This is a genomic window from Limnoglobus roseus (assembly GCF_008254045.1).
Lineage (GTDB): Bacteria > Planctomycetota > Planctomycetia > Gemmatales > Gemmataceae > Limnoglobus > Limnoglobus roseus.
Window position 1 is genome coordinate 1,900,288 of sequence record NZ_CP042425.1, and the last position, 23,337, is coordinate 1,923,624.

At 66.2% G+C, this 23,337-nt stretch carries 22 protein-coding genes; 12 read left to right on the top strand and 10 right to left on the bottom strand.

Annotated elements, in window-relative coordinates; all coding sequences use genetic code 11:
* Positions 1-16 precede the first annotated feature (16 nt).
* Positions 17-1,027: a CPBP family intramembrane glutamic endopeptidase gene (locus PX52LOC_RS07860; protein WP_149109572.1), complete on the top strand. Its 1,011-nt coding sequence runs from the start codon at positions 17-19 to the stop codon at positions 1,025-1,027.
* Here the strand turns inward: PX52LOC_RS07860 and PX52LOC_RS07865 are convergent.
* From PX52LOC_RS07865 to PX52LOC_RS07875, 3 genes are all read right to left on the bottom strand, one after another.
* Positions 990-1,733, bottom strand: coding sequence for a hypothetical protein (locus tag PX52LOC_RS07865; protein WP_149109573.1), 744 nt, complete (start codon positions 1,731-1,733; stop codon positions 990-992). The genes PX52LOC_RS07860 and PX52LOC_RS07865 overlap by 38 nt on opposite strands.
* On the bottom strand, positions 1,730-2,623 hold the full coding sequence (locus tag PX52LOC_RS07870) for a DedA family protein (protein WP_149109574.1): 894 nt from the start codon (positions 2,621-2,623) through the stop codon (positions 1,730-1,732). Before PX52LOC_RS07870 ends, PX52LOC_RS07865 begins: the two co-directional genes overlap by 4 nt.
* A gap of 79 nt (positions 2,624-2,702) precedes the next feature.
* Positions 2,703-3,893, bottom strand: coding sequence for a PP2C family protein-serine/threonine phosphatase (locus PX52LOC_RS07875; protein WP_246173671.1), 1,191 nt, complete (start codon positions 3,891-3,893; stop codon positions 2,703-2,705).
* Between the two features lie 123 nt (positions 3,894-4,016).
* Between PX52LOC_RS07875 and PX52LOC_RS07880 the strand changes: the two genes are divergently transcribed.
* Complete coding sequence (locus tag PX52LOC_RS07880; protein WP_149109575.1) at positions 4,017-4,457, top strand: NUDIX hydrolase; 441 nt, start codon at positions 4,017-4,019, stop codon at positions 4,455-4,457.
* Here PX52LOC_RS07880 and PX52LOC_RS07885 read toward each other — a convergent pair.
* From PX52LOC_RS07885 to sucC, 4 genes are all read right to left on the bottom strand, one after another.
* Positions 4,454-5,128 carry a Uma2 family endonuclease gene (locus PX52LOC_RS07885; protein WP_149109576.1) on the bottom strand — a complete coding sequence of 225 codons (675 nt, stop codon included), beginning with the start codon at positions 5,126-5,128 and terminating at the stop codon, positions 4,454-4,456. The two genes, PX52LOC_RS07880 and PX52LOC_RS07885, sit on opposite strands and share 4 nt — an antisense overlap.
* Positions 5,129-5,201: 73 nt before the next feature.
* Entirely contained in the window at positions 5,202-6,116 is a 915-nt protein-coding gene (sucD, locus tag PX52LOC_RS07890) for a succinate--CoA ligase subunit alpha (protein WP_149109577.1), read from the bottom strand.
* A 70-nt stretch (positions 6,117-6,186) separates the two neighbouring features.
* Positions 6,187-7,032, bottom strand: a complete 846-nt coding sequence (locus tag PX52LOC_RS07895; protein ID WP_149109578.1) for a hypothetical protein — start codon at positions 7,030-7,032, stop codon at positions 6,187-6,189.
* 95 nt (positions 7,033-7,127) lie between these two features.
* Entirely contained in the window at positions 7,128-8,327 is a 1,200-nt protein-coding gene (gene sucC / locus PX52LOC_RS07900) for an ADP-forming succinate--CoA ligase subunit beta (RefSeq protein ID WP_149109579.1), read from the bottom strand.
* Between the two features lie 126 nt (positions 8,328-8,453).
* On the opposite strand from sucC, the gene PX52LOC_RS07905 reads away from it, so the two are divergent.
* From PX52LOC_RS07905 to PX52LOC_RS07925, 6 genes are all read left to right on the top strand, one after another.
* Positions 8,454-9,029: a hypothetical protein gene (locus PX52LOC_RS07905; RefSeq protein ID WP_149109580.1), complete on the top strand. Its 576-nt coding sequence runs from the start codon at positions 8,454-8,456 to the stop codon at positions 9,027-9,029.
* Positions 9,026-10,150: a M20 family metallopeptidase gene (locus PX52LOC_RS07910; RefSeq protein ID WP_149109581.1), complete on the top strand. Its 1,125-nt coding sequence runs from the start codon at positions 9,026-9,028 to the stop codon at positions 10,148-10,150. The genes PX52LOC_RS07905 and PX52LOC_RS07910 overlap by 4 nt, the downstream gene beginning before the upstream one ends.
* Before the next feature lie 94 nt (positions 10,151-10,244).
* A complete protein-coding gene (locus tag PX52LOC_RS40315) occupies positions 10,245-10,391 on the top strand; it encodes a hypothetical protein (protein ID WP_168218862.1) in 147 nt (48 codons plus the stop codon).
* A gap of 97 nt (positions 10,392-10,488) precedes the next feature.
* Complete coding sequence (locus tag PX52LOC_RS07915; RefSeq protein WP_246173672.1) at positions 10,489-12,714, top strand: DPP IV N-terminal domain-containing protein; 2,226 nt, start codon at positions 10,489-10,491, stop codon at positions 12,712-12,714.
* Positions 12,715-12,785: 71 nt separating this feature from the next.
* Entirely contained in the window at positions 12,786-13,862 is a 1,077-nt protein-coding gene (locus tag PX52LOC_RS07920; protein WP_149109583.1) for a serine/threonine-protein kinase, read from the top strand.
* Positions 13,863-14,072: 210 nt separating this feature from the next.
* Positions 14,073-15,632, top strand: coding sequence for an RNA polymerase sigma factor (locus tag PX52LOC_RS07925; protein ID WP_149109584.1), 1,560 nt, complete (start codon positions 14,073-14,075; stop codon positions 15,630-15,632).
* A 6-nt stretch (positions 15,633-15,638) separates the two neighbouring features.
* On the opposite strand, the gene PX52LOC_RS07930 is transcribed toward PX52LOC_RS07925, so the two are convergent.
* From PX52LOC_RS07930 to PX52LOC_RS07940, 3 genes are read right to left on the bottom strand one after another with little or no spacing between them, the layout of a single operon-like run.
* On the bottom strand, positions 15,639-16,154 hold the full coding sequence (locus PX52LOC_RS07930) for a type 1 glutamine amidotransferase domain-containing protein (protein WP_149109585.1): 516 nt from the start codon (positions 16,152-16,154) through the stop codon (positions 15,639-15,641).
* A 35-nt stretch (positions 16,155-16,189) separates the two neighbouring features.
* Positions 16,190-18,085 carry an ABC transporter permease subunit gene (locus PX52LOC_RS07935; RefSeq protein ID WP_149109586.1) on the bottom strand — a complete coding sequence of 632 codons (1,896 nt, stop codon included), beginning with the start codon at positions 18,083-18,085 and terminating at the stop codon, positions 16,190-16,192.
* 18 nt (positions 18,086-18,103) lie between these two features.
* Positions 18,104-20,011 carry an ABC transporter permease subunit gene (locus PX52LOC_RS07940; protein ID WP_149109587.1) on the bottom strand — a complete coding sequence of 636 codons (1,908 nt, stop codon included), beginning with the start codon at positions 20,009-20,011 and terminating at the stop codon, positions 18,104-18,106.
* Between the two features lie 134 nt (positions 20,012-20,145).
* Here PX52LOC_RS07940 and PX52LOC_RS07945 point away from each other — a divergent pair, with 134 nt between their 5' ends.
* From PX52LOC_RS07945 to PX52LOC_RS07960, 4 genes are all read left to right on the top strand, one after another.
* A complete protein-coding gene (locus tag PX52LOC_RS07945; RefSeq protein ID WP_149109588.1) occupies positions 20,146-21,153 on the top strand; it encodes a PP2C family protein-serine/threonine phosphatase in 1,008 nt (335 codons plus the stop codon).
* Between the two features lie 103 nt (positions 21,154-21,256).
* Entirely contained in the window at positions 21,257-21,562 is a 306-nt protein-coding gene (locus tag PX52LOC_RS07950; protein ID WP_149109589.1) for a type B 50S ribosomal protein L31, read from the top strand.
* Between the two features lie 121 nt (positions 21,563-21,683).
* Positions 21,684-22,739 carry a peptide chain release factor 1 gene (gene prfA / locus PX52LOC_RS07955; protein WP_246173673.1) on the top strand — a complete coding sequence of 352 codons (1,056 nt, stop codon included), beginning with the start codon at positions 21,684-21,686 and terminating at the stop codon, positions 22,737-22,739.
* Positions 22,740-22,840: 101 nt separating this feature from the next.
* Positions 22,841-23,272 carry an OsmC family protein gene (locus PX52LOC_RS07960; protein ID WP_149109591.1) on the top strand — a complete coding sequence of 144 codons (432 nt, stop codon included), beginning with the start codon at positions 22,841-22,843 and terminating at the stop codon, positions 23,270-23,272.
* Positions 23,273-23,337: the final 65 nt, after the last annotated feature.

Genomic DNA, 23,337 nt, shown 5'->3' on the forward strand with positions numbered 1-23,337 from the left:
CGTGCCGAGGATTTTTGTGACCGATCTCCGGGCCGAAGCCGTTGCGATGGCGACCGCCGCCGCGTGCGTGGCTGCCGCCGCAGTACCGGCGGGGGCGGCGTGTTGGTGGCTGGCCCGCCGGTGTCGGGAGCCGGTCGTGCCGCGGTACCGCAAGGGCTTCTCACGGTGGGACGGGTTCGACGCCCTGGTGCTCTTCTGCGTCTGCACGATGCTGTCGACGGCACTCGCGGGCGTGCTGGATTCGGCCGGTTACTTTCGCCCGATCTTCAACGATGTCCGTCCGGGAGCCGATGCCGCGGAGGCGGTCCGCTTCGATTACCAGAACCGTCGGAACACGATCGCGGGCCTCATCGTGATGCCGGGGGTGATGGCCGGGTTCGCCTGGTGGAAGCGTTTCGGCTGGAAAGAACTCGACCGCGAGCGGGTCCGCCGGTTCATCGCCGACGTATCGGCCGGCGTCGGCGGGTGGTGCGTGCTGATGCCGCTGACGCTGGTGGTTCACTTCGTGGTGAACGCGATCAGCCAACAACTCGACGTTACGCCGGACGAACACCCGCTGAAGTCCGTGAAGTTGCAGACGGCATTCGACGTGGCCCTCTTTCTAGCCGGGGCGTGTGTGGTCGCGCCGTTCTTCGAAGAGATGGCCTTCCGCCGTGTGCTGATCCCGTGGGCCGCCCGCCGACTTTACCGGCCGTGGATTCTCATGGCGTTCGCGGCCCTGATGGCATACTCGCGCGGGGGTGGCCATTCCCTCGTCGGCCCCTTGGCGTTCGTCGGTGCCGCAGCTCTGGCACTGTTCGCCCTGGAACGAGTCGCGAGACGGTCGCTTCGCCCGGCGGCCGCGATTCTAGCGACGGCCACGTTCTTCGCGGCGATTCACGCCAGCGTGTGGCCGACGCCGATCCCCCTGCTGATGCTCGGCGTCGGCCTCGGGTGGATCGTGCTGCGGACGAAGTCGGTGACGGCCGCCGTGGTGACGCACGGCCTGTTCAACGCAGTGTCGGCGGTGTTCCTGCTGCGAGGGTAAGGTACCGCCGGATGCTCGCGAGGGGGCTGCCGGTCAGTTCGCGGATGCGCTCGATCGGCACGCCCTGTTGGTGGAGGCCGCGGACGATGTGGGCTTTGCCCTTCTTGGTGTGGCGGGGTTCCGTCAGGAAACGGTAGTCCTTCCGCAAGAACTGCGGCCGCGGGTCGCCGAGCGTGGCCCGTTTCAGCGTCAGGCCGACGCGGGCGGCGCGATAGATCGGCCGCGACTCCGGCTCCGGTAGCCGCATCAAGTGAACGGGGCTGCTCGCGTCCCAGGCCACGCGGTCGGCGATCCCGGCGTCCAACTCGCGCACGCTCTTGGCCCCGGTCTTCTTCAAGATGTGATCGACCAACAGCGATGGCCCGTCCACGAATCGGCCGGCAGAATCTTCCAGCCCGCGGAACAGCAAGCCGCTGAAGACGCCGGGGCTGCCGAACGCGAGATCGAGGCCCTTGAAACTGCCGCCGCGGTACGTGCCGCCGGTGCGGTGGAAGTACCAGACGCCGACCTGCTGCTGCACCGGGTCGCGGTGGGCGAACGGGTCTTCGTGGGCCGGGCCGTGGTAATAGAGTTCGACTTCGGTCAGCCGGTGCGGTTCACCGGCGACGATCAGGCGGGAAGCGTTCAGCAGGGTGGCCGCGATGCGGGCGAACCATTCGTCGGCGACAAAGTCCTTCGGCCGCTGGAAGAGTTCCTCCCAGGTCATCCGGGGAACACTTGGGTTGGGGGGAGCTTCGGCGACTCGGTCGTGATCGCATCCTTTGCGTGGTGCGACGAACCATTGGCCGACGGCTCTGGCAGCTTCACGTCCTCCGGCGGCCCCCCGTCTTCTGGAGGCTTCGCGTCGTGGTGGATGTGGTGGACGACCACGTCGTAGGCCTTCGTCGCCGCCTTTTCGACGACGTGTTCGACCGCCTCCGTGACCTTCTCGACCGGCTTCGCCAAGATCGGCACTTCCTTCGGGCTGCCGGTCGCCGTCTTGCGGTCGAAGAACAGTTTGTACAGCACGATCCCGACCGCGGCCGACAGGATGCCGAACGTCGCCAGTTGCTTGTAGTGTTCGATCTTGTGGAAGACCAGCAGCACTTGGTCGGTGAACCAGTACGCCACCCAGAACATGGCCATGACGCCGGGGATGGCGTACAGGCCGTCGGCGAGGAGGAACTTGGCGAACGACACGCGGTAGTGCCCGGCCATCAGAAAGATCGGCGTGCGGATGCCGGGCGTCAGCCGGGCGGTGAGCAGGACCATGACGCCCCGCTCCTGGAAGTTCTTCTCGATGGCCGTCCGCGTCTCCGGGGTGATGATCCGCCGCTTCACCCAGCCGTTCTCGAACAGCTTGTGCCCCCACCGGCGGCCGACGGCGTAGAGCAGGCCGTCGCCAGTGACGATCGCCACGATGACGACCGGCACCATGATCCACCACCGCAGCCGGTTCGCGTCCAGCACCCCGTCGGGGCCGGGCGTGTCGGCGTGGCCGATCAGCACGCCGGAGAACAGCACCGGCAGTTCCTCCGGCATCGGCAGGCCGAACCCGGTGAGGATGATGGCGGCCGCGATGCCGACGTAGCCGAAGCGCGAGAAGTATTCGATCATGGGCGGCCCGGCGGTCGTAGGGAAAAACTCACCCCGTTAACGGTACAGGAAATGTGTGCAACCCGTGAAGGGGAAATCGTCACACCCCTACCCCGACTGTCAGGAGCGTCACGTCATCTGTGTACGGGTAGCCGTCACAGAAGTGCTGCTGGCACGCCATGATGTGGTCGAGGACGCTCGCCGATTTCTCGTGGCCGTGGTTCGTCAGGCAGCCGATGAGCCGCTCGGTGCCGAACATTTCGCCGATCGGGTCGCGGGCTTCCGTGACGCCGTCGGTGTAGAAGCAGAGGCGGTCGCCGGGCCGGACCTCGATCTGCTTCTCGTTGTAAATCTCGTCCGGCATCACGCCCAACAGGAAGCCCTGAGCGGCCAACGGGCGGACCTCACGGGAGTCGCCGCGGACGAGCAGCGGCGGCGGGTGGCCGGCCGAGGCGTACCGAAAGGCCCGCGTGCGGCGGTTGAGGATGCCGTAGAACGCCGTGACGAACCGCTCGCCGGCCAGGTCTTGCAGTCGGTGGTTCATCGCGCCGAGGACTTCGCCCGGCTTGATCGTCTGGTGTGCGACTTCCGCAAAGGCGGTGCGGGCCATGACGGCCACCATCGCGGCCGGGATGCTGTGCCCGCTGGCGTCGGCGATGAGAATGCCGAGGTGGTCGGCGTCCGGCGTAGCGAAGTCGTAGTAGTCGCCGCCGAGGTGGTCGAGCGGGGCGTAGTTGATGCCCCAGTCCAACTCCGGCCAGTGAGGCGGCGCGTGCGGCAACAGGAACAACTTCTGCATCTGCCCGGCGGCCCGCAGATTGAACGCCGTTTCCGCGTCCTTCGCCAGCAGTTCGTCGTTGACGAGTTTGAGTTCGCGGGTTCGCTCGTCAACCCGTTGGTCGAGGACTTCCGTGCGGCGGTTCATGAGCGCCCGCGACGAGATGAGGCCGACGAGTTTGCCGCCCTGGAGAACCGGCAGGTGGCGGACGCGGAATTTCGTCATCATGCCGACGGCCTCGTCCCAGCCGACGTCGCCGTTGATGGTGTACGGGTCGGCGGTCATCCAGTCGGAGACGGGGTAGTCCCGCCAGCCGGGGATGGCCGTGATGACGCGCTTGAGCAGGTCGCGCTCGGTGAAGATGCCGACGAGCTTGGTCTCGTTCCGCACGACGAGCACGGCCCCGATGCGGTTGCGGTTCATGACCCGCAGCACGTCCCGCACCGGGCAGTCCGGGGCGACCACGATCGGCTCGGGTTGCATCACCTGCCGCACCGTCAATTCCGAAGCCATGAAACCTCCGTGACCCGACCCGCCCCGTGTGCGTTCGGTGAATTTTCGAATTTGGTCTTGCAACTTTCCCCGTGTTCTACGTTTATAGAAGATGAAGTCTCGTACCCCGAACCCCGGACCGTGATGCCCCAGCCGTTACTTCAGGCCGCCGCCCTCCCGTTTCGCGACGGCCGCGTCTGCATGGTCACGTCTCGCCGCAAGACCCGGTGGGTGATTCCGAAGGGCCGCATCGACCGCGGCCACACGCCGATTCAAGCGGCGGCGACGGAAGCGTGGGAAGAAGCCGGCCTGATCGGCGACCTCCGCCCGGAGAGCGTGGGCACTTACCACTACGAGAAACTCGGCCGCACGCACTTGGTTTCGGTATTCGTTTTGGACGTGACGGTGGAGCACCCGACTTGGCCGGAGTACCGCGAACGGACGCGGGAATGGGTGCCGGTGGCCGAGGCGTTGAAGCGGATCGACGAACCCGGCCTGCAAGCGATCCTGCGGTTCGCCACGAGCATCGGCGGCGTGATCGGTCCGTCCGTGCTGTCGCCGAACTTCGCGCCGAGCCGCGGTTAAGGCAGCACATCCGCGACTGCGATGGTGGCGACCGCGGTGCCGTCGAGCGTCAGTGGGACCGACTGGCCGGGGGCGTAGGTCTGCACGCTGCCGAAGCTCGGCACCGCCGTCGGCCCGGACGGCTGCGAGTACACTTCGACGCGGTTGTCCACGAGGTTGACGATCCAGTAAAGGCTCACGTTGTTCGCGGCATACGCCCGAAGCTTTTCTCCACGGTCGTAAGCGAGCGAACGGTCGGCCACTTCGACCACCAACCCGATCTCGGCCGGCCGTGGGTGGCGAGCGGCGAACGTTCTCGCATCACCGCGCACGACGGCGGCGTCCGGCTCCGGCTCGCTCACGTCGAGTTCGATCGGGTCTTGCACCCGCACTCGCCACCCGGCAGGCAACGATAGTCTTAGTGCGTCGAGCAACAATCCCAGGGCAGTTGCGTGTGGAGGCTTGATTGTCATCTTCCGCACCAGAAGGCCGTTGAGAAGTTCGACACGCTCGTCTTCGCTAAACACACCGGCGTCGATCATCTGGTGGTATTGCTTCACCGTGAGCGCGTGCAGTTGCGGTCCGGTGGAGAGGCACAGCGGCGGTGGGGTGATGGACGCAGGTGTTGTCGATACGGGTACGGTTGCCTTCGGCGGCGGGGTTTGCGGCGGAGTAGCAACAGCGGGGGACATGATCGAACTCCCAGGAACACGCACGGCAACGGGATGATACCCGTTGCCGTGGGAAGGCCGCAATCGCGGGCGGTTATTTCTTCTTCGCGGCGATCGCCTTCTTGACGGCGTCGCCGAGGTCGGCCGGGGTCGCGGCGATGGCGATGCCGGCCTTCGTCAAGGCGGCGATCTTCTCGGGGGCCGACCCGCTGCCGCCGCTGATGATGGCACCGGCGTGGCCCATCCGGCGACCGGGCGGTGCGGTTTGACCGGCGATGAACGCGGCCACCGGCTTCTTGACGTGCTTGGCCACGTACTCGGCCGCCCGCTCCTCGGCCGTGCCGCCGATCTCGCCGATCATCAGAATCGCTTCCGTGCCGGGGTCGTTCTCGAACATCTCCAACAGGTCGATTTGGTTCGTGCCGATGATCGGGTCGCCGCCGATGCCGACGCAGGTCGATTGCGAATAGCCCATGCTCGTGAGCTGGAACACCGCCTCGTAGGTGAGCGTACCGGACCGGCTGATGATGCCGATGCCGGTCTTGCCGGGTTCGGTCGGCTTGTGAATGTAGCCGGGCATGATGCCGATCTTGCACTGGCCGGGGGTGATGACGCCGGGGCAGTTCGGCCCGACGAGCCGGCAGCCGGGCTTCGACGCCAGATACCGTTTGGCCTTCGCCATGTCGAGGACGGGGATGCCTTCCGTGATGGCGACGATGAGCTTGATGCCGGCGTCGGCGGCTTCCATGATCGCGTCGGCGGCCAACCCCGGCGGCACGAACAACATGCTCGCGTCGGCCCCGGTCTTGGCGACGGCTTCCGCGACAGTGTTGAAGACGGGCAGTTCCTTGCCACTCGTGGCCTTCCACGTCTGGCCGCCCTTCTTCGGCGTGACGCCGCCGACGAACGTGCTGCCGTACTCCAGGCAGAGGTTGGTGTGCTTCGTGCCTTCGGCCCCGGTGATGCCCTGCGTGATGACGCGGGTGTTCTTGTCGACGAGAATGCTCATGAGTGGGTCTCAAGTAAGGGAACAGTTGAATTCGGGAAGCCCACGGACGGCCGTCCGTGGGCTTTGGTTCTCAATCCACTTTCACGTCGTCCACCAGCGAGTCGAACGACCGCTCGCCGGGCACCAGTTTCAGAGTGAACGGCTTCTTCGTACCAGGGCCGGTCAGTTCACCCGTCGCCGTGCCGTTCTCGACTTTCGCGAGGGTGAATCCCGTGAAGTTGCCGCGGTAGACGGTCAGCTTCGTGTCGAGGATGCCGGCGTTGAACGGCCGCTTCTCGCTGCTGAAGGCCGGGGCGAGCCGCTTTTTCGCGTCGGGGGCCATCACGCCGGCGGCCAGTGGACTGTTGTGGCCGAGGAGCGATTCCAAGAACGCGGTGGCCGCAAACGTCGGGGCGTCGCCGCTCTTGGGGATCGCGGCCGAGCCGACCTCGGCGGGGAAGAACCAATCGACCCGCCACGAGTTCTCGGCCTTCGCCAACCGCAGCGTGAGGAACCGTGGCTTCTCACCGGGGAGGAAGCCCGTGAACAGGTGCGCGTTCGCGTCCGAACCGAAGTCGTACACCGACGGGGCGGTTAGCTTCCCCTGGTACTGCTTCAACCAGTTGTCCGCGGCCGCGTCGGAATAGCCGAGGGCGTGGTCGGCCTCGAAGACCGGTTCGGCGATCACCTTCTTGAACTGCGGCGTCAGTTGGGCGGCGGTCGCCGTACCCTCGTGAACGCTTTTCAGGAAGGTGTTCGCGAAGGTCGCCGCATCGACGCCGGCGGTGCCGGGGATGGTGACGGCCGCCGGGGCGAACGACGGGGCGTCGTCCGTCTTCCGCGGCTTGTCCTTTTCCGGCAGCGGCGGGTTCGGGGACGGCTTCGTGCAGCCGACGGCCAGCAGGACGCCCACCCAGAGTACGAGACGCGATGTCATCGTCGATTCCTTTCCGAAGATCAGGCTTGAGTCGTCGCCGGGCCGGGGAGGGCAAACAGTTCGGCGACCGTGCAGATTCTGTTTGGCTTGGGGAACTACTTCGCCAGTTCCACGACCATCTTCGCGGCTTCCGTCAGGCCGGCGGCGACGCGGATGGCGGGGAGTTCCGTCTTCACGGCGTTCAGGATTTCGCGGGCCTTCTCCACCTCGTTGCCTTCGAGCCGCACGACGACAGGGATCTTGAACCCGACTTCGCGGCCGGCCTTCACGAGCGCTTCCGCGATGCGGGCACAACTGGCGATGCCGCCGAAGACGTTGACGAAGATCGCCTTCACCTTCGCGTCGCTCAGGATGATGCGGAAGGCTTCTACGGCGTTCTCGGCGGTGACGCCGCCGCCCACGTCGAGGAAGTTGGCCGGGCTGCCGCCGTGGTGGTTGACGATGTCCATCGTCGCCATTGCGAGGCCAGCACCGTTAACGAGGCAGCCGATCGTGCCGTCGAGTTGGATGTAGTTGAGGGCCGCCTTCGCCGCACGGATCTCCGTCGGGTTCTCTTCGCCGAGGTCGCGGAGGGCTTGCACGTCCTTGTGGCGGAACGTCGCGTTGTCGTCGAAGTCGATCTTCGCGTCCAACACGACCACGTCACCCTTCTTCGTGACCGCCAGCGGGTTCACCTCGACGATGCTCGCGTCCTTCTCGAAGTAAACCTTGCTCAGCGCCATCATGATCTTAACGACGGGGCCGATTTGTTCGTTGGTGAAACCGAGGTCGAAGGCGAGCTTCTGCGCCTGGAACGGCAGCAGGCCGGTTTCCGGCGACACTGGCACTTTGAGAATCTTCTCCGGCGTGTCGTGGGCGACCTTTTCGATGTCCATCCCGCCGGCGGTCGAGGCCATCAGGATCGGCAGGCCGATGGCGCGATCGAGGACCATGCCGACGTAATACTCCTTCGCCGGCTCGGCGTCGGCCTGCACGATGAGGGTGCTGATCTTCTGCCCTTCGGAGCCGGTTTGCAGCGTCTTCAGCGGGAACTTGAGCATCAGTTCGGCGATGGCCTTCGCCTTGTCGCGGTTCGACGCGAACTTCACCCCGCCCATCTTTTCCGAGTGCCCGAGCAGTTCGCCCGCCCCGCGGCCGCCGGCGTGAATCTGGGCCTTCACCATCGCCCCGCCGCCGTTGCTGAGCTGATCGAACGCGGCCGCCACCTCGTCCGGCGTCTTGCAGACGATGTGCTTGGGCACCGGCGCGCCTTGGGCCGCGAGCAGTTCTTTCGCTTGGTATTCGTGGACTTTCATCGGCGTGGTTCCCGGGAAGGAAGGTGGTGAGGGAGTTATAGGTGCGTCGTTGACTTGGGGGAGAGCGCGCGTGAAGATGCGAAAGCCCAGGGACGGCCGTCCCTGGGCTTTCGCGGGAGACGACGCATGGAGAAGTGGTTCCACTGCACCTCGCACACCTACGGCGCGTGGCTGTACGGCGACCCCCGCGGCTACCGGACGCGCCACCACCGCGAGCACGTCGAAGGCGACTACAAACACCGGCCGCCTGCGGGGATGTATGCCTCGCAGCACGAGCGCAGCAAGAAGCTCTTGAAGCAACCGCCGGTCATCCTCACATCGGCTTGGCGGGCCGTCGTCGGGGCAGCCCTTGTCGAGAAGCTCCTGACATTCGAACTCCAATTGCTCGTGCTGAGCATGAGCGGCCAGCACTGCCATCTCTTGGCCAAGATGCCCGGCGGGCCGGTCCCGCGGGAATGGCTCGGGCAGGCCAAGAAGCACTCGAACTTCATCGCGAAAGAGTCCGGGTGGACCGGCAAACTGTGGGCTGTCCGGAGCAAGGCGAACCCAATCAAGGACCGTGCCCACCAGTTGAACACGTACAATTACATCCTGAAACACGTTTCCGAGGGCGCGTGGGTCTGGGATTTTCGCGCGGGCGTCACCACCCCCGAAAGCCCAGGGACGGCCGTCCCTGGGCTTTCGGGAGATGACCACCCATGACGGTGACGGAACTCCTCCAGAACCTCGTCCGCCGCCCGTCGATCAACCCGATGGGCCGCACCGACATCCCGTCGGACCTCGCGCACGAGAGCCGCGTCACCGCGTACCTCGAAGGCCAACTGAAATCACTCGGCGTCGAGTGTCACCGACAACCCGTCGCGGCCGGCCGGGATAACCTCATCGCGTTCTACCGCACCGATTCGCCGATCACGTACCTGTGGGAAGCCCACCAGGACACCGTCCCCGTGGACGGCATGACGGTCGAGCCGTTCGCGGCCGTCCTGCGCGACGGCAAACTCTTCGGCCGCGGGGCGTGCGACGTGAAGGCCGGCATCGCGTGCATGTTGGCCGCGTTCGCCCGGTTGGTGCGCGAGAAGCCGGTCGGGTCCGCGAACGTCATCCTCGCGTTCACCGTGGACGAGGAACACACCTTCCTCGGCGTGCAGGAGTTGATGAAGGCGAACCTCACGGCCGACTTCGCGGTGGTGGCCGAACCGACGTTGTTGAACGTCGTCACCACCCACAAGGGCGTCGTCCGCTGGCAACTCGAAACCGGCGGCCGGGCGTGCCACAGTTCGCGTCCGGACGAGGGCGTGAGTGCGGTTTACCGCATGGCGAAGGTCGTGGCCGCCGTCGAGGAGTACGCGGAGAAGCTGCGAACCTCACGCAGCCACCCGCGACTCGGCTCGCCGACGCTGAGCGTCGGCATGATCGCTGGCGGGGTGTCGCCGAACACGGTGCCCGATCAGTGCGTCATCCAACTCGACCGCCGCCTGCTACCCGGCGAGGACGCGCAAGCCGCCATCGACGACCTCAGTGCCTTCCTCGCGGCCCGCGACTTCGGCTTCTCGATTGCGACGAAACGCCACTTCGCGTGTCCGGCACTTTCGCCGACGGCCGACGACCACCCGCACTTGCAGCGGTTCGCGAAGGCGATCGGCCCGCACGAGAAGCTCGCTGTCCCTTACGGCACGGACGCTTCTTCCATCTCGCCCACGATCCCGGCCGTGGTTTTCGGCCCCGGCGACATCGCCCAGGCGCACACGAAAGACGAGTGGGTGGAACTCGCGCAGGTCGAGCGGGCGGCGGACATTCTCTTCCGCTTCGCAGCTTTTCCGTAGCGGACCGTTTACCGCGCGTGCGCGCCGCATTACACTGTCAAGGGATGGCCGTTCGCGAAGGGCGACGGCCGACCACTTCCATGAGGTAACACCTGTGAGCATCGTTCGCATCGGCATGGCCGAGAACAAGAAGTACGCCGACGGCTACGCCGCGATCTTCGGCAACAAGAAGAAGGCCGCCAAGAAGCCGGCCCCCGCCGCCAAGAAGGCCGACGAGAAGAAGCCTGCGAAGAAGAAATAACACTGCCATTCGGCCCCGTTCACGGGGCTTCCCGCGAAGCTTGTCGGCCCGCCCTTGAGGGCGGGTCATGATCCATCACCCACAAGCATCCCCACCTATGTCGCGCTCCTTCTTGCTCGTTCTCGTCCTTCCGTCCGTCGCCTTCGCCCAGGGCACGGCCGACGACTACAAGCGGGCGATGTCGCTGCGCGAGAAGTACGCGAACGCGGTCACGAACCTCGTCGTGACGCCGAACTGGTACGGCGGCAATCGCCTCTGGTTCCGCGAGGAGCTCCCCGACGGCCGCAGTCGCTTCGTGACGGTGGACGCCGAGAAGGGGGAGAAAGGCCCGGCGTTCGACCACAAACAACTTGCCGAGGCGCTCGCGAAGGCCGCCGAGCGGAAGGTCGATGCGGAGAAGTTGCCGTTCCGGGCGATCACACTCGACGGCACGACGGTCGGCTTCACGGCCTTCGACAAGGGGTGGAAGTACGACACCGAGAAGCGAACCCTCACGGTCGGCGAGGCTCGCCCCCCGGCCGCCCCGCAACCGCCCGGCGGCAATCGCCCCCGCGGCGAACGCCGTGCGCAGGCCGGCCCGCGGTCGCCGGACGGCAAGTTCACGGCCTTCGTCAAGGACTACAACGTCTGGATTCGCGAAGGGACCGGCGACGCTCGCACCGAGAAGGCACTCTCCACCGACGGCAAGGCCGACGACGGGTACACGTCCTTCTACTGGTCCCCGGACTCGAAGAAGCTGATCGCGATGCGGCAGAAGAAGGGCGGCGACCGCGTCGTCACCTACGTCGAATCGTCGCCGAAGGATCAGCTCCAGCCGAAGACGAAGACGGTGCCGTACCTGAAGCCCGGCGACCCGATCCCGCAGCCGAAGCCGCACCTGTTCGACCTAGCCACGCGGAAGGAAATCCCCGTCGCCGACACGCTGTTCCCGAACCCGTGGGACATCAGTTACGAGCACTGGACGCCGGACTCGAAGCGGTTCCTGTTCCTCTACAACCAGCGCGGCCACACGGTCATGCGGATCGTGTCCGTGGACGCCGAGACGGGGAAGGCGACCGCGATCGTCAACGAGGAGTGCAAGACGTTCTTCGACTACTCGTCGAAGCTCTACCTCCAGTACCTCGACGGTACGAACGAACTCGTCTGGATGAGTGAGCGGAACGGCTGGAACCACCTCTACTTGATCGACGCGCGCGACGGCACGGTGAAGAACGCCATCACGAAGGGCGAGTGGGCCGTCCGCGGCGTCGAGGAACGGGTGAACGCGGAGAAGCGTGAAGTCATGATCCGGGCCGTCGGCGTGAAGCCGGACGAAGACCCATACCACGTCCACTACGCCCGCGTGAACCTCGACGGCACCGGCTTCAAGGTGCTCACCGAGGGTGACGGTATCCACGGCATCCAGTGGTCGCCGAACCGCAAGTTCTTCATCGACACGTACTCGCGCGTCGACTTGCCGCCGGTCCACGTCCTCCGCAGTGCTGACGGGGCGAAGGTGGTGGAGTTGGCCACGGCGGATGCGTCCGACCTGAAAAAGAAGGGCTACCAGTCGATCGAGCGGTTCACGGCGAAGGGCCGCGACGGCAAGACGGACATCTACGGGGTCATCGTGCGGCCGAGCAACTTCGACCCGAAGAAGACCTACCCGGTCATCGAGAACATCTACGCCGGCCCGCAGGACCACTTCGTGCCGAAGCGGTTCCAGAATTACTACCGCCACCAGCAGATGGCCGACCTCGGATTCATCGTCGTGCAGTGCGACGGCATGGGCACGAACTGGCGGTCGAAGGCGTTCCACGACGTGTGCTGGAAGAACCTCGGCGACGCCGGCTTCCCCGACCGCATTGCCTGGATCCGGGCGGCGGCCGCGAAGCACGCGGAGATGGACATTCGCAAGGGCGTCGGCATCTTCGGCGGCTCGGCCGGCGGTCAGAACGCCCTCGGCGGCATGCTGGCGTACCCGGACTTCTACGTCGTCGGCGTGGCCGACTGCGGTTGCCACGACAACCGCATGGACAAGATCTGGTGGAACGAACTCTGGATGAGCTGGCCGATCGGCCCGCACTACGCCGCCCAGTCGAACACGACCAACGCCCACAAGTTGAAGGGCAAACTCATGCTCGTCGTCGGCGAGGTGGACACGAACGTGGACCCGGCCAGTACACTCCAAGTGGTGAACGCGCTGGAGAAGGCCGACAAGGACTTCGACCTACTGTACATGACCGGGGCGAACCACGGCGCGGCCGAGTCTCCCTACGGCCAACGGCGGCGGATGGACTTCTTCGTCCGCCACCTGTTGGGCGTCGAACCGCGGTCGAAGTGAACGCGGTTCAGACCCGTTAACCGGCCCCGCCCCCCGTCCAAAACATCCGCACGACTCGCAGGAGGCAACGAATGGCTTCGTCCAATCCGAAAGCGGATTCGCCCGGCGACGAGACGCTGGCGGCGTACAAGGCCCTGGGCATGAGCTTCCTGGAACGGTCGAAGAAGCCCGGCTCGATCGGCCGCCTCAGCCACTACGAAATCCTCAAGGTTCTCGGCGAGGGCGGCTACGGCATGGTCCTCAAGGCGTTCGACGAGAAGCTCACGCGCGAGGTCGCGATCAAGGTTCTGTCGTCCGAATTCGGCGCCGGGTCCACGCCGCGGGCGCGGTTCGTTCGCGAGGCCCGCGCCGCCGCCGCGATCCGCCACGAGAACGTGGTGGCCATCTACGCCGTCGAGGAGGAGCCGAACCCGTACTTGGTGATGGAGTACATCCCCGGCGAGACGCTGCAAAACCTGGTCGACCGCCTCGGCCGGCTGCCGGTGAAGGACGTGCTGACGATCGGCGGCCAGATCGCCCGCGGGCTGGCGGCGGCGCACGAGAAGTCCCTCATCCACCGCGACATCAAGCCGTGCAACATCCTGGTCGAGCAGATCGGCGGCGTGTACCAGGCGAAGATCGCCGACTTCGGCCTCGCCCTGGCCAGTACCGACGCCCGGCTGACGCAGAGCGGCATGGTCGCCGGGACGCCGATGTACATGTCCCCGGAGCAGGCCCGCGGCGACAAACTCGACCCGCGGAGCGACCTGTTCAGCCTCGGCTGCGTGCTTTACACCGCCCTCACCGGCCACCCGGCGTTCGGCGAGGGGAACCCGATGGTCATCCTCGAGGCGATCATCCGGTCCCACCCGAAGCCGATCCGCGACTTCGCCCCGGAAGCCCCCCAGTGGGTGTCCGGGATCATCGGGAAGCTGTTGGCCAAGAAGCGCGAGGACCGGTACCAGTCCGCAAAGGACGTGGGGAAGATTTTCGCCGACGTACTGGAGAATCCGCCGGTGGACAAAGTCCGGAAGCCGCAGCCGGCGGCCGCAGCGCCGACGACCGCGGGGGCGGGCGTGTGGCAGAAAGTCGTTCTCCTTGTGCTTGTCATCGTCGCAGCCGCCGGCTGCGCCTACGCGGCGACCCTCCTCTTCTTTAAGCCATCCTGATCGGCGGACGAGTTGCAACGGCCGATCGGAGGCAATCACGGTTAGCCCCTTCTTCGGGGCCAGATGAAACCCGTCCCGTGCCGGGAATGCCCACCCGCCCGAACTTCGCACTTCCTCTGGGCGGAAAAATCGTTAAAGTTGTGAGATCTTTTCCGGCTCGCCCCGCACTTATCTCCTGACGGCCGCCACCTGAACGGATTCACGAGGCCCATGACCGCCCTCCGCATCGCGTCGCTTTTCGCCGCCCCCGCGTCGGTCCTGTCCGACGACGACCGCCCGGACGCGGAGTTGCTCGCGCACTTCCGGGCCACGCGGGACGAAGTCGCGTTCGCCGTCCTGGTCGCCCGCCACACGCCGGCCATCCGGGCCGTCTGCCGGTCGTGGCTGCGCTCGGCCGCCGACATCGACGACGCGACGCAGGCCACCTTCCTCGTCCTCGTGCAGCGACTCGACAGCATCCGCCGGCCGGCCGCGCTGGCGGCGTGGTTGTACTGCGTTGCCGAGAACGTCGCCCGCCGCCTGCGGCAACAGGGGACGCGGGCGGGCCCGCTGGAAGGGGACGTGCCGGCCGTGGAGTTGGTCGCCGACGACCGCGGCGAAGTGCTGGCCGAGGAGATCACGAAGTTGCCGGAGAAGTACCGGCTGCCCATTCAACTGTGCTACGTGGGCGGGCTGTCCACGGCCGACGCCGCCCGGCGGTTGGGTTGCCCGACCAGCACCCTCGTTACGCGGTTGGCCCGCGCCCGTGAGCGGTTGCAGAGTCGATTGGCCGCCCGTGGCGTCGTCCTCGCGGCCGTGCTGACCGTCACCGGAAGCACGGCCCGCAGCGTGTCGCCGGGTTGGGTTTGGGCGACCGCACACGCGGCCTTGGCCGTGCTGGCCGGCGAGCCGCTGAACAGTCTCGGAGTTTCGGAACGGACGTTTTCCCTGTCGCAAGGAGTGGCAAAGACCATGATCTGGAAGAACCTCAAACTCATCGCGGCGGCCGCGATGATCGCCACCGGGTTGGTGGGCTTCGTAATCGGCCAGTGGGCGACGGCCGACGGCCCGAAGAAGTTGGAACTGCCGGCCGCGGCAAAGGACAAGGACGGCCCGCCGAAGCCGGCCGCGAAGGCCGACGAGGGCAAGCCGGACCCCACGCCCCGCCGCCGCGAGGCAGTGATCCGCATGCCCGCCGGTAGCTTCGTGAAGGACGTGGAAGTCAACCCCTACGGCCACGGCCGCATCACCTGGAATTACGACGACGACCGCGTCACCGGCCTGATCGAAGGCAACGTGATGGGCGTCGAGTTCGAGATCGAAACGGAGGCCGAGGTTTCGCTGAGCAGCAACGGCACGATCTACGGCGTGGTCACGTCGGCGAAGGTCACGCACCTGAAGGCCAACGGCGAACTCGGAGCAGAAATCGGCGAGTACGCGAAGTTCTTCCCGCTCGTCGAGCCGCTGATTAACGAGATGTTCACCGACCTGCCGTTCAGCTACCAGTTCCGCGTGAAGAACGACCGGCTGACGATCCTCAGCTACCGGGCACTCATGGCCGGGCCGAACCCGCTGACAAAATTCGCCGCCCTCGGGGGTGACAGTGGTTTGGGTGAGATCGCGGGCGTGATGCTCTACTTCCAGGCGTTCAGCACGGCGCTCGAGGGGACGTACGTCTCGGCCGAGGCGGCCGAGAAGCAACCGAAGAAGCGGCCGGTGTTCCGCAAGCCGCTCGACGCGGGCAAGTCGTCGCCGCTCACGGCCGAGCGCGTCCACGGCGAGGTCAAGTGACACTGCTCAGCCGAGCGTCTTCATGATCGCCGACGCGAACGCCGGTAGGTCGTCTGGCTTGCGGCTGGTGATGACGTGGCCGTCGACGACGACTTCCGCGTCCACCCAGGTCGCCCCGGCGTTCACCATGTCGTCCTTGATGGCGTAGAAGCCCGTGGCCTTCCGGCCGCCACGGAGGGCGTCGGTCGAACACAGCACCCACGGGCCGTGGCAGATCGCGGCCAGAATCTTCTTCTGGGCGTGGGCATCGCGGACCAACTTGATCATCGCCTCGCTGCGGCGGATGTAGTCGGGACAGAAGCCACCGGGAATGATGATCGCGTCGAACTGCGCCGCGGTTACGTCCTTCGCGGAGGCGTCGGACTTCGCCGGGTAGCCGAGCTTGCTGGGGTAGGTGACGCCGACCTCCGGGCCGACGATCACGACCTTCGCCCCGGCCTCGCGGAAGCGGTAGACCGGGTACCACAGTTCCATTTCCTCGTACTTCTGTTCGGCCAGCACGGCAATCGTCTTGTTCTTCACGGTGCAACCTCCGGTGTGTCGGGCGGACGGGTATCTTATCGCCCTTCGTCTTCGAACCGCCGCACGGCGTCCCGCCAGAGCAGCGCAGCCAAACCCAGGAATGCTCCAGTCAGGGCGAGGGTTGCCGCCGCGGCCCCGGCCCACGATTCCGTGAAGCGACCGTCGGCAGGTAGCGGGGCGGCCACCGCTTCGAGAGCGAACGGCAGGCTGAGGCTCGTGGTCGCGGCGTCGAATAATCGGGCCGATCCGCCGAGGATTTGGACCGCCCCGCGGACGAGAACCGCGACCATCGGCGGCAGCAGGAACGCGGCAAACGTGATGCCGAGGAACCACGTCGTCGCCCGCACGACCGTCGCGCACCGCACCGACAGCCACACGGCCAGTGTGAGGAAGAACATCACGGCCGCTCCCAGAGCGAGCAGGCTGAGGAGGACGCCGGGGAATGAAACAGACAGGAAGAGAGTTGTTACGGCGGTGAAGGCTGCGAAGCCGATCAGCCACTTCACCAGCCACCGGAACGCGGCCCGCCACTTCGCCCGCAGGAACTCAACCCGGTCCACCGGCAGCGTGAGCATCGAGTCGAGCGTCTGCCGCTGCCGCTCCCGCGAGACGCAGCCGGTCGCCCGCACCCCGGCCAGTGGAATCAAGAACGCCCCCAGGCTGACGCTCGCGATGCGGAAGAGTCCGTTCAGGACTTCGCCGGGCCGGTCCGAACTCAGTAGCGCGATGAAGATGCCGAACGCGAGCGGGATGAGCGTGGCGACGAGCAACCCCGTCACGCAGCCCATCAGGTCGGCCTCGAACCGTAACGCGCTCCCGCCGAAGTACGTCTCCTTCCACACGAACGGGTCGTCGTCGTGCAGGTACGGGATGCGCCGCAACCGCGGCGGCGGTCGCTCGCGGCGGACGCCTTCCACAACCGGAACGTAGCGTGGCCGATAGGGTTCTTCGGTCAACTCGGACAGTGTCGGGATGCGCGTCGTGTACGGTCCCTCGCGTTGTTGCTCGACGAACCGCATGTCCGCCGCCCGGATGTTGCCCATTGCCAGGATCGCGTAGACCATCGCCAAGAGGCCGTGAACGCAGACGAAGATAGCGGATAGCCCCATCAAGTCGAAGGTCGGCCCGTTACCTTGAATGCTGAACAAGGTGAATACGAACGGCGACGGCAACAGGCTCATGAAGATAGGATTTGAGAAACTGAAACATGACCCCACGGCGAACCAGAACGGCACGCGGATGTAGGCCAGGACGAGCACTTCCTTCAGCGTCTCTTTCCCCGTCGCGAGCCAGAAACTGAGGGCCGCGAGGCTGACGGTGGACATCACGGCCGCGACGAACGACGTGACGAGAATGTCTGGGTCGACGCCGCCGAAGAGGAGCGTGAGGGCCAGCACCGGCAACCCCGTCAGCGACAGGCCGAGGACGAACACCACGCGGGCGGCGAGTTTGCCGAGCACGATCTCGCGGTTCGTCAGCAGCGACGTTTGCAAGAAGGCAAGCGTGCCGCGGTCCTTCTCTTCGGTGATCGAGCCGCCCGCGAAGACCGGCGTGACGATCGTCAGCGCGATCAGTTGGCAGAAGAGGAAGACGTGGAAGAACGTCTCGGCGAAGGCGGTGACGCGCTCGCGGGGAAACTCCTCGCCGGGGCCGAACAGCAGGCGGATCGGGTTCACCTCCCGGAACTCGCCGAGGTACGCCACCAGCAGACTGACGAGCAGGAACAGCGAGTACGCCGTCCGCAACCGCAGATGTGCCCCGCGGCGGGTGACGCGGACGAGTTCGTCCCAGAACAGCGGTCCCAGCACCGCCGGCGACTCGCGGCGACGCACAAAGGCGACGACTTTCAGCGCGAGGCCGGGCAGGACCGTCAACACGGCGAGGAAGAACCCCGTCAGGCCGAGGACGAACGGCAGCGTAATCGTCGGCATGGCGTTGCGGTCCTTCGGTTACGCGGCCCGGTTGTCGAGCATCGGCCCGGTGTCCGACGTGGGGTCGCATGCCCTCACGAACCGTCGCACGGCCCGCCGCCAAATCCACCAGCCGAGCAGCGCGTACAACACCACGCCGGCGAGGAAGGCCAAGCCCCAGTACGGCAGTTCGGCCGGCACAGCGAGTTGCGTGTTGCCGATACCGAGAAGGCCCAGCGGCAGCAGCATTGTCAGCATGGCGTATTTGAACCACGAGGCCCACGCATTGAGCGCGGCGTAGGCGAGCAGGCTCACCATCATCACCGGCACCACCGTGAACACCAGCCGCAGGCCGAACCGCCGGGCGGCCGTTTCCACGTTCGGCGAATTCGCGGACACCAACAGGCCGTAGGCGGCCATGACGAACGCCAGCAAGACCTGGAGCACGACCAGGCAAGGGTACGCCCACCACCGGTACGCCCCGCACAGGACGGCCGGGATGCCGACGCCGAGCTGCCAGAGCAGCGAGCCGCGCATCAGCCAGATCAGGCCCCAGAACTTTTGGCGAATGATCTCTTCCGGTGGCAACGGCGTGCAAACGAGCATCAACAGCGTGTCCCGCTCCCGCTCGCGCGCGATCGACTCCAGCCCGAACCGGCCGACCGACATGATCGCGATCCACGCCACGAACATCGGGAAGTGTCGCGCGACTTCCAAGATCACGGGTTGATAGCCGAACAGGTCCGAGACGGCCGCCGCCAGGAAGAGGATCGCCGGCAGGATCATTAGCACGACCACGCCGAGGCGGCTCGCCCGCCGGTTCTCGCGGGCCTTCGCCACGGTCGGGTGACAGTAGGCTTCCTTCCACATCACCGGCCACTCGGTCACGGGCTTCCGCTTCGCCGGAACCTTGCACTCCTGGTCGGACGGGTTGACGACCTCGCCGCGGTTAGCGGCCGCCCGGCGGACCATGTACGCCGCGTACAGGAAGGCGAAACCGCCGACGACGGTGTGGAACGCCGCGTAAGCCGGGAAGTCGTCGGCCACGACGGACAGGCCGCCGCCGAGGCCGACCGTCACCCACCGGATGCCGAGGGCGAGCGGATTGCCGATCGACAGCCACTCGATCAGATCGCCGACCGACACCACCGACGGTTGGCCCGGGCTACCGGGGAAGAACCAGACGTTCGGCAGGAACCGCAACTGCGAGGCGAAGAAGATCAGGAACAGGTACGGCAGGAAGACCATCGCGAATATGTTCCCGCCCGTCTTCTTCGTCGTGGCCAGGACCGACCCGAGGCCGGACAGGCCGGCGATCGAGACGAGCGTCATCCCGGCGTAGCCGACGACGTAGAAGATGAGGGCCGGTTCAACTTTGAAGAGGATCGGCAGCAGGAGCACGACCGGCAGCGCCGACGCCGGGTAGGCGAGCAGGCCGAGGATGCGGGCGAACATCTTGCCGATGACGAGTTCCCGGTCGCGCAGGTCGGTGGCCAGGATGAAGTCGAGCCGCTTCGACTCGCGGTCCTCGGCGACGGCGTAGGTCATGTACGTGGTCAGCACCGACATCGTGAGGATGAAGATGAACCAGAAGACGAACAGGAACCCGCCGGTCGCGATCATGGCGGCCTTATCCGGCGGCGGCCGCTCCTCGGCCGGGAAATAGGTCATCACGAAGTACAGAACGAGCAACGGCACGCCCGCGCCCAGCGCGATGAGCGGCCGCCAGAGGTGGTTCCGCACCCGCCGCGTCATGCGCCGCAGTTCGAGTTGCAGGAACGGGCCGAACAGGTAGAGCTTGCGGGTGTCGGACAGGCACGCGAGCGTGAACAGACCGACGGCCACCGGGGCCAGCCACCAGAAGTAGAACAACGCGGCCAGGGCGAGTACGCCGGGCACCGCCGCGAGGGGCGTGTAGCGTTCGATGTCGGGGCGCGGCGGGTTCATGCGAGGGGCTTTCTACGGGGCCGGTCCGAACCCGGCGAGCGGAGGGCGTCAGCCCCCTGATTCTTGCCTTTGCGTTCGATCAGAATCAGGGGGCTAACGCCCTCCGCTCGCCGCCCTGTCTATAATGTCGTGCGATGCCGGACGCCCCGCCCACCATCCTGATCTCGGCCCCGCCGCACGCCCCGGCGGACGACGTTCGCGACCTTGTCCGGACGACCGGCTTCACGCCCCTCATCCACGCGCTCGGCTCACTCCCCACCGTGGACTTTCAACCGCTGGCGGCCGCGATCATGTGCCCGCCCGAGAACGTCGAGTCGGCGGTCGCGCAGACACGCCGGTGGCGGGTCGAACTCGGCGACCGCTACCGGCCGATTCTCTGGCTCGCCGACCCCGCCGCAACGCGAATCGGGCTGGAAGCCGGAGCGGACGTGTGCCTCGCACGGCCGGTGGACGAATCGCTGTTCGCGGCCCAACTTCACGCCCTCCTGCGGATTCGCGAAAGCGTGAACCGACTGCACGCGAAGGGCGACGACGCGGCCTCTATCACCGAACGGTTGCGGAAGGCTTACGAACAACGGGACCGCGACCGGGAACTCGTGCGGGCGTTGCATCGCTCGCTGACGCCCGTGCGTCTGCCGGAATTGGGGCCGTTCCGGTTCGTGGCGCAGTCTCATGGTCACGGCGATTTCCATGATGCGTGGCTGGCCAGCGGCGATCTGGAATTCGTCCTCGCCGGGGCCGGCGAGTCGTTTGGTCCGCTCGTGAAACAACTTGTGACGGCCGCTAGTATCCGTGGCCCGGCCGGGGCCGTTACGCCGGGCGAGATTCTGCGACACGTCAACCGTTCGCTCGTGGCACTCGGCCTGGCCGACCCGCCGATTGTGTCGGCGGTCTTCGTGCGTGCGAACCCGACGACTGGCCGCGTCGCCGTCGCGCGGGCCGGCCTGCCACCGCCACTGCACGTTCCGGCCACCGGGGAGGCGCGACCATGGGCCACGCCCGGCCCGTTCCTCGGCGTCTTCGACGCCGACTTCCCCACCCACGTCGGCGAACTGCGGCCCGGCGACAAACTCGTGTTCACGACGGCCGCCACCCCGGGCGAAGGCGGCACGCATCTCGTGCTGGAGCGGATCGCGGAATAAGTTCGCAATCCCGTCGCCCGCGGCAGGTGGCACTTGCCCCGCGGCCGTCAGTTCCTACCCTAACCCATCCTGAACTTACGTTCGCACTAACCGGAATCCGGCCATGAAAAAAGGCATTCACCCGAACTACCGCCCGGTGGTCTTCCAAGACGCCGCGGCCAACTTCTCGTTCCTCAGCTCCTCGACCGTCCAAACCAACGAGACGGTCAAGTGGGAAGACGGCAACGAGTACCCGCTGTACAAGCTGGAAATCTCGTCCGCCAGCCACCCGTACTTCACGGGCAAGATGAAGTTCCTGGACACGACCGGCCGCGTCGAGAAGTTCCAGAACAAGTACAAGAACTCCGCCTACGGCAAGAAGGCGGGCGAAGCGAAGCCCGAAGAACCGAAGGCCGAAGAGAAGAAGTAGCTCCTGCGATCAGGGATCAGGGGTCAGGAGTCAGGGGCCACGCCTCCGACGCCTGACCCCTGTTTTCATTCCCGACTCCTGTTTCCCGTCCTCTGACTCCTGGTGTCGCATGTGGCCGGCGATGGAACAACAACTGGCCCGCTACCGCGAACTCGAAGCCAAGCTCGGCGACCCGGACGTGGCCGGCGATCCCGCCAAGTTCGGCGTCGTGGCGAAGGAGCACGGCAGCCTCACGAAAGTCGTGAAGCCGTACCAGGACTTCCTCGAACTGCACGAGGCGATTCAGCAGACGGAAGCCATGCTGGCCGACGCCGAGTTGAAGCCGATGGCCGAGGAAGAACTCGCCACCATGCGGCCGCGGTACGAGGCGCTCAAGACGAAGATCGAAGACCAACTCCTGATCGAACCGGGCGAGGACTTCGACCGCCTCATCGTGGAAATCCGCGGCGGCACCGGCGGCGACGAGGCGGCCCTCTTCGCCGGCGACCTGTACGAGATGTACAGCCGGTACGCCCGCACGCAGGGGTGGACGATCGAAAATATCGAGCACAGCCCCGGCGAAGCTGGCGGGTTCAAGGAAGTGGTCTTCGGCGTGAAGGGCGAGGGCGTCTTCCAGCGGCTACGCTACGAGAGCGGCGGCCACCGCGTGCAGCGGGTGCCGAAGACCGAGACGCAGGGCCGCATCCACACGTCGGCCGCCACGGTGGCCGTGCTGCCGGAACCCGACGAGGTGCAGGTCGAGATCAACCAGGAAGACATCGAGTGGGAGCGGATGCGGGCCGGCGGCGCGGGCGGGCAGCACGTCAACAAGACCGAGAGCGCCGTTCGCATCTGGTACCGCAAGGGCACGCCGGACGAGATGGAAGTGAAGTGCCAGGACGAGCGGAGCCAGGGCAAGAACTACGAGCGGGCGATGCGGATTTTGCGGTCCCGCCTCTTCGAACGGCAGCAGCAACGGTTGCACAAGGAGCGGGCCGACGCGCGGAAGTCGCAGATCGGCAGCGGCGACCGGAACAGCCGGATTCGCACGTACAACTTCTCCGAGAACCGGTGCACCGACCATCGCATCGGCGTGACCGTCTACCGAATGGACGCGGTCCTCGCCGGCGACCTGGACATCATGGTGCAACCGATGCTGGACGCCGTCAAGAAAGAGAAACTCGCCGCGGCGACGTGAGACCCTTTTGGCCCTGGGTTGCGGCCGCCCCGGGTGGTATCAAATCACTGCCCATGTCTGATACGCCCGACGGACTCACCCCCTCAGTAGGAGAACGAACGATGAAGATCAAGCGAACCGGATCGGCGGCGTGGCAAGGCGGGATCAAGGACGGCAAGGGCACCATCTCCACGGAGAGCGGCGCGCTGAAGGCGTACCCCTACGGGTTCTCCAGCCGGTTCGAAGGCGTGAAGGGGAGCAACCCGGAGGAACTGATCGGGGCCGCCCACGCGAGTTGCTTCACGATGGCCCTGTCGCTGATCCTGGGCGAGGCCAAACTGACCGCCGAGCAACTGGACACCACGGCCGAGGTCACGCTGGAGAAGGTGGACGACGGCTTCGCGGTTACGGCCGTCCATCTGACCCTGAAGGGAAAGGTGCCCGGGGCCGACCAGGCGACGTTCGAACAACTCGCTGGAAAGGCGAAGGCGGGCTGCCCGATTTCCAAGCTCTTCAAGGCAGACATCACGCTTGACGCCACCTTGATTAGCTGAGCCAACGGGGCACGGGCTTTGCACAACACCTCTGTGGTCCGGGGCGAGAAGCCGGGACCAGTTTC

Coding starts and splice junctions, on each gene's coding strand:
- PX52LOC_RS07910 (WP_149109581.1), top strand. CDS start 9,026: ATGACGGTGACGGAACTCCTCCAGAACCTCGTCCGCCGCCCGTCGATC.
- PX52LOC_RS07935 (WP_149109586.1), bottom strand. CDS start 18,085: ATGCCGACGATTACGCTGCCGTTCGTCCTCGGCCTGACGGGGTTCTTC.
- PX52LOC_RS07875 (WP_246173671.1), bottom strand. CDS start 3,893: ATGGCTTCGGAATTGACGGTGCGGCAGGTGATGCAACCCGAGCCGATC.
- PX52LOC_RS07940 (WP_149109587.1), bottom strand. CDS start 20,011: ATGAACCCGCCGCGCCCCGACATCGAACGCTACACGCCCCTCGCGGCG.
- PX52LOC_RS07870 (WP_149109574.1), bottom strand. CDS start 2,623: ATGATCGAATACTTCTCGCGCTTCGGCTACGTCGGCATCGCGGCCGCC.
- prfA (WP_246173673.1), top strand. CDS start 21,684: ATGGAACAACAACTGGCCCGCTACCGCGAACTCGAAGCCAAGCTCGGC.
- PX52LOC_RS07925 (WP_149109584.1), top strand. CDS start 14,073: ATGACCGCCCTCCGCATCGCGTCGCTTTTCGCCGCCCCCGCGTCGGTC.
- PX52LOC_RS07945 (WP_149109588.1), top strand. CDS start 20,146: ATGCCGGACGCCCCGCCCACCATCCTGATCTCGGCCCCGCCGCACGCC.
- PX52LOC_RS07885 (WP_149109576.1), bottom strand. CDS start 5,128: ATGTCCCCCGCTGTTGCTACTCCGCCGCAAACCCCGCCGCCGAAGGCA.
- PX52LOC_RS07950 (WP_149109589.1), top strand. CDS start 21,257: ATGAAAAAAGGCATTCACCCGAACTACCGCCCGGTGGTCTTCCAAGAC.
- PX52LOC_RS07865 (WP_149109573.1), bottom strand. CDS start 1,733: ATGACCTGGGAGGAACTCTTCCAGCGGCCGAAGGACTTTGTCGCCGAC.
- PX52LOC_RS07920 (WP_149109583.1), top strand. CDS start 12,786: ATGGCTTCGTCCAATCCGAAAGCGGATTCGCCCGGCGACGAGACGCTG.
- PX52LOC_RS07905 (WP_149109580.1), top strand. CDS start 8,454: ATGGAGAAGTGGTTCCACTGCACCTCGCACACCTACGGCGCGTGGCTG.
- PX52LOC_RS07960 (WP_149109591.1), top strand. CDS start 22,841: ATGAAGATCAAGCGAACCGGATCGGCGGCGTGGCAAGGCGGGATCAAG.
- PX52LOC_RS07895 (WP_149109578.1), bottom strand. CDS start 7,032: ATGACATCGCGTCTCGTACTCTGGGTGGGCGTCCTGCTGGCCGTCGGC.
- PX52LOC_RS07915 (WP_246173672.1), top strand. CDS start 10,489: ATGTCGCGCTCCTTCTTGCTCGTTCTCGTCCTTCCGTCCGTCGCCTTC.
- PX52LOC_RS07880 (WP_149109575.1), top strand. CDS start 4,017: ATGCCCCAGCCGTTACTTCAGGCCGCCGCCCTCCCGTTTCGCGACGGC.
- sucD (WP_149109577.1), bottom strand. CDS start 6,116: ATGAGCATTCTCGTCGACAAGAACACCCGCGTCATCACGCAGGGCATC.
- sucC (WP_149109579.1), bottom strand. CDS start 8,327: ATGAAAGTCCACGAATACCAAGCGAAAGAACTGCTCGCGGCCCAAGGC.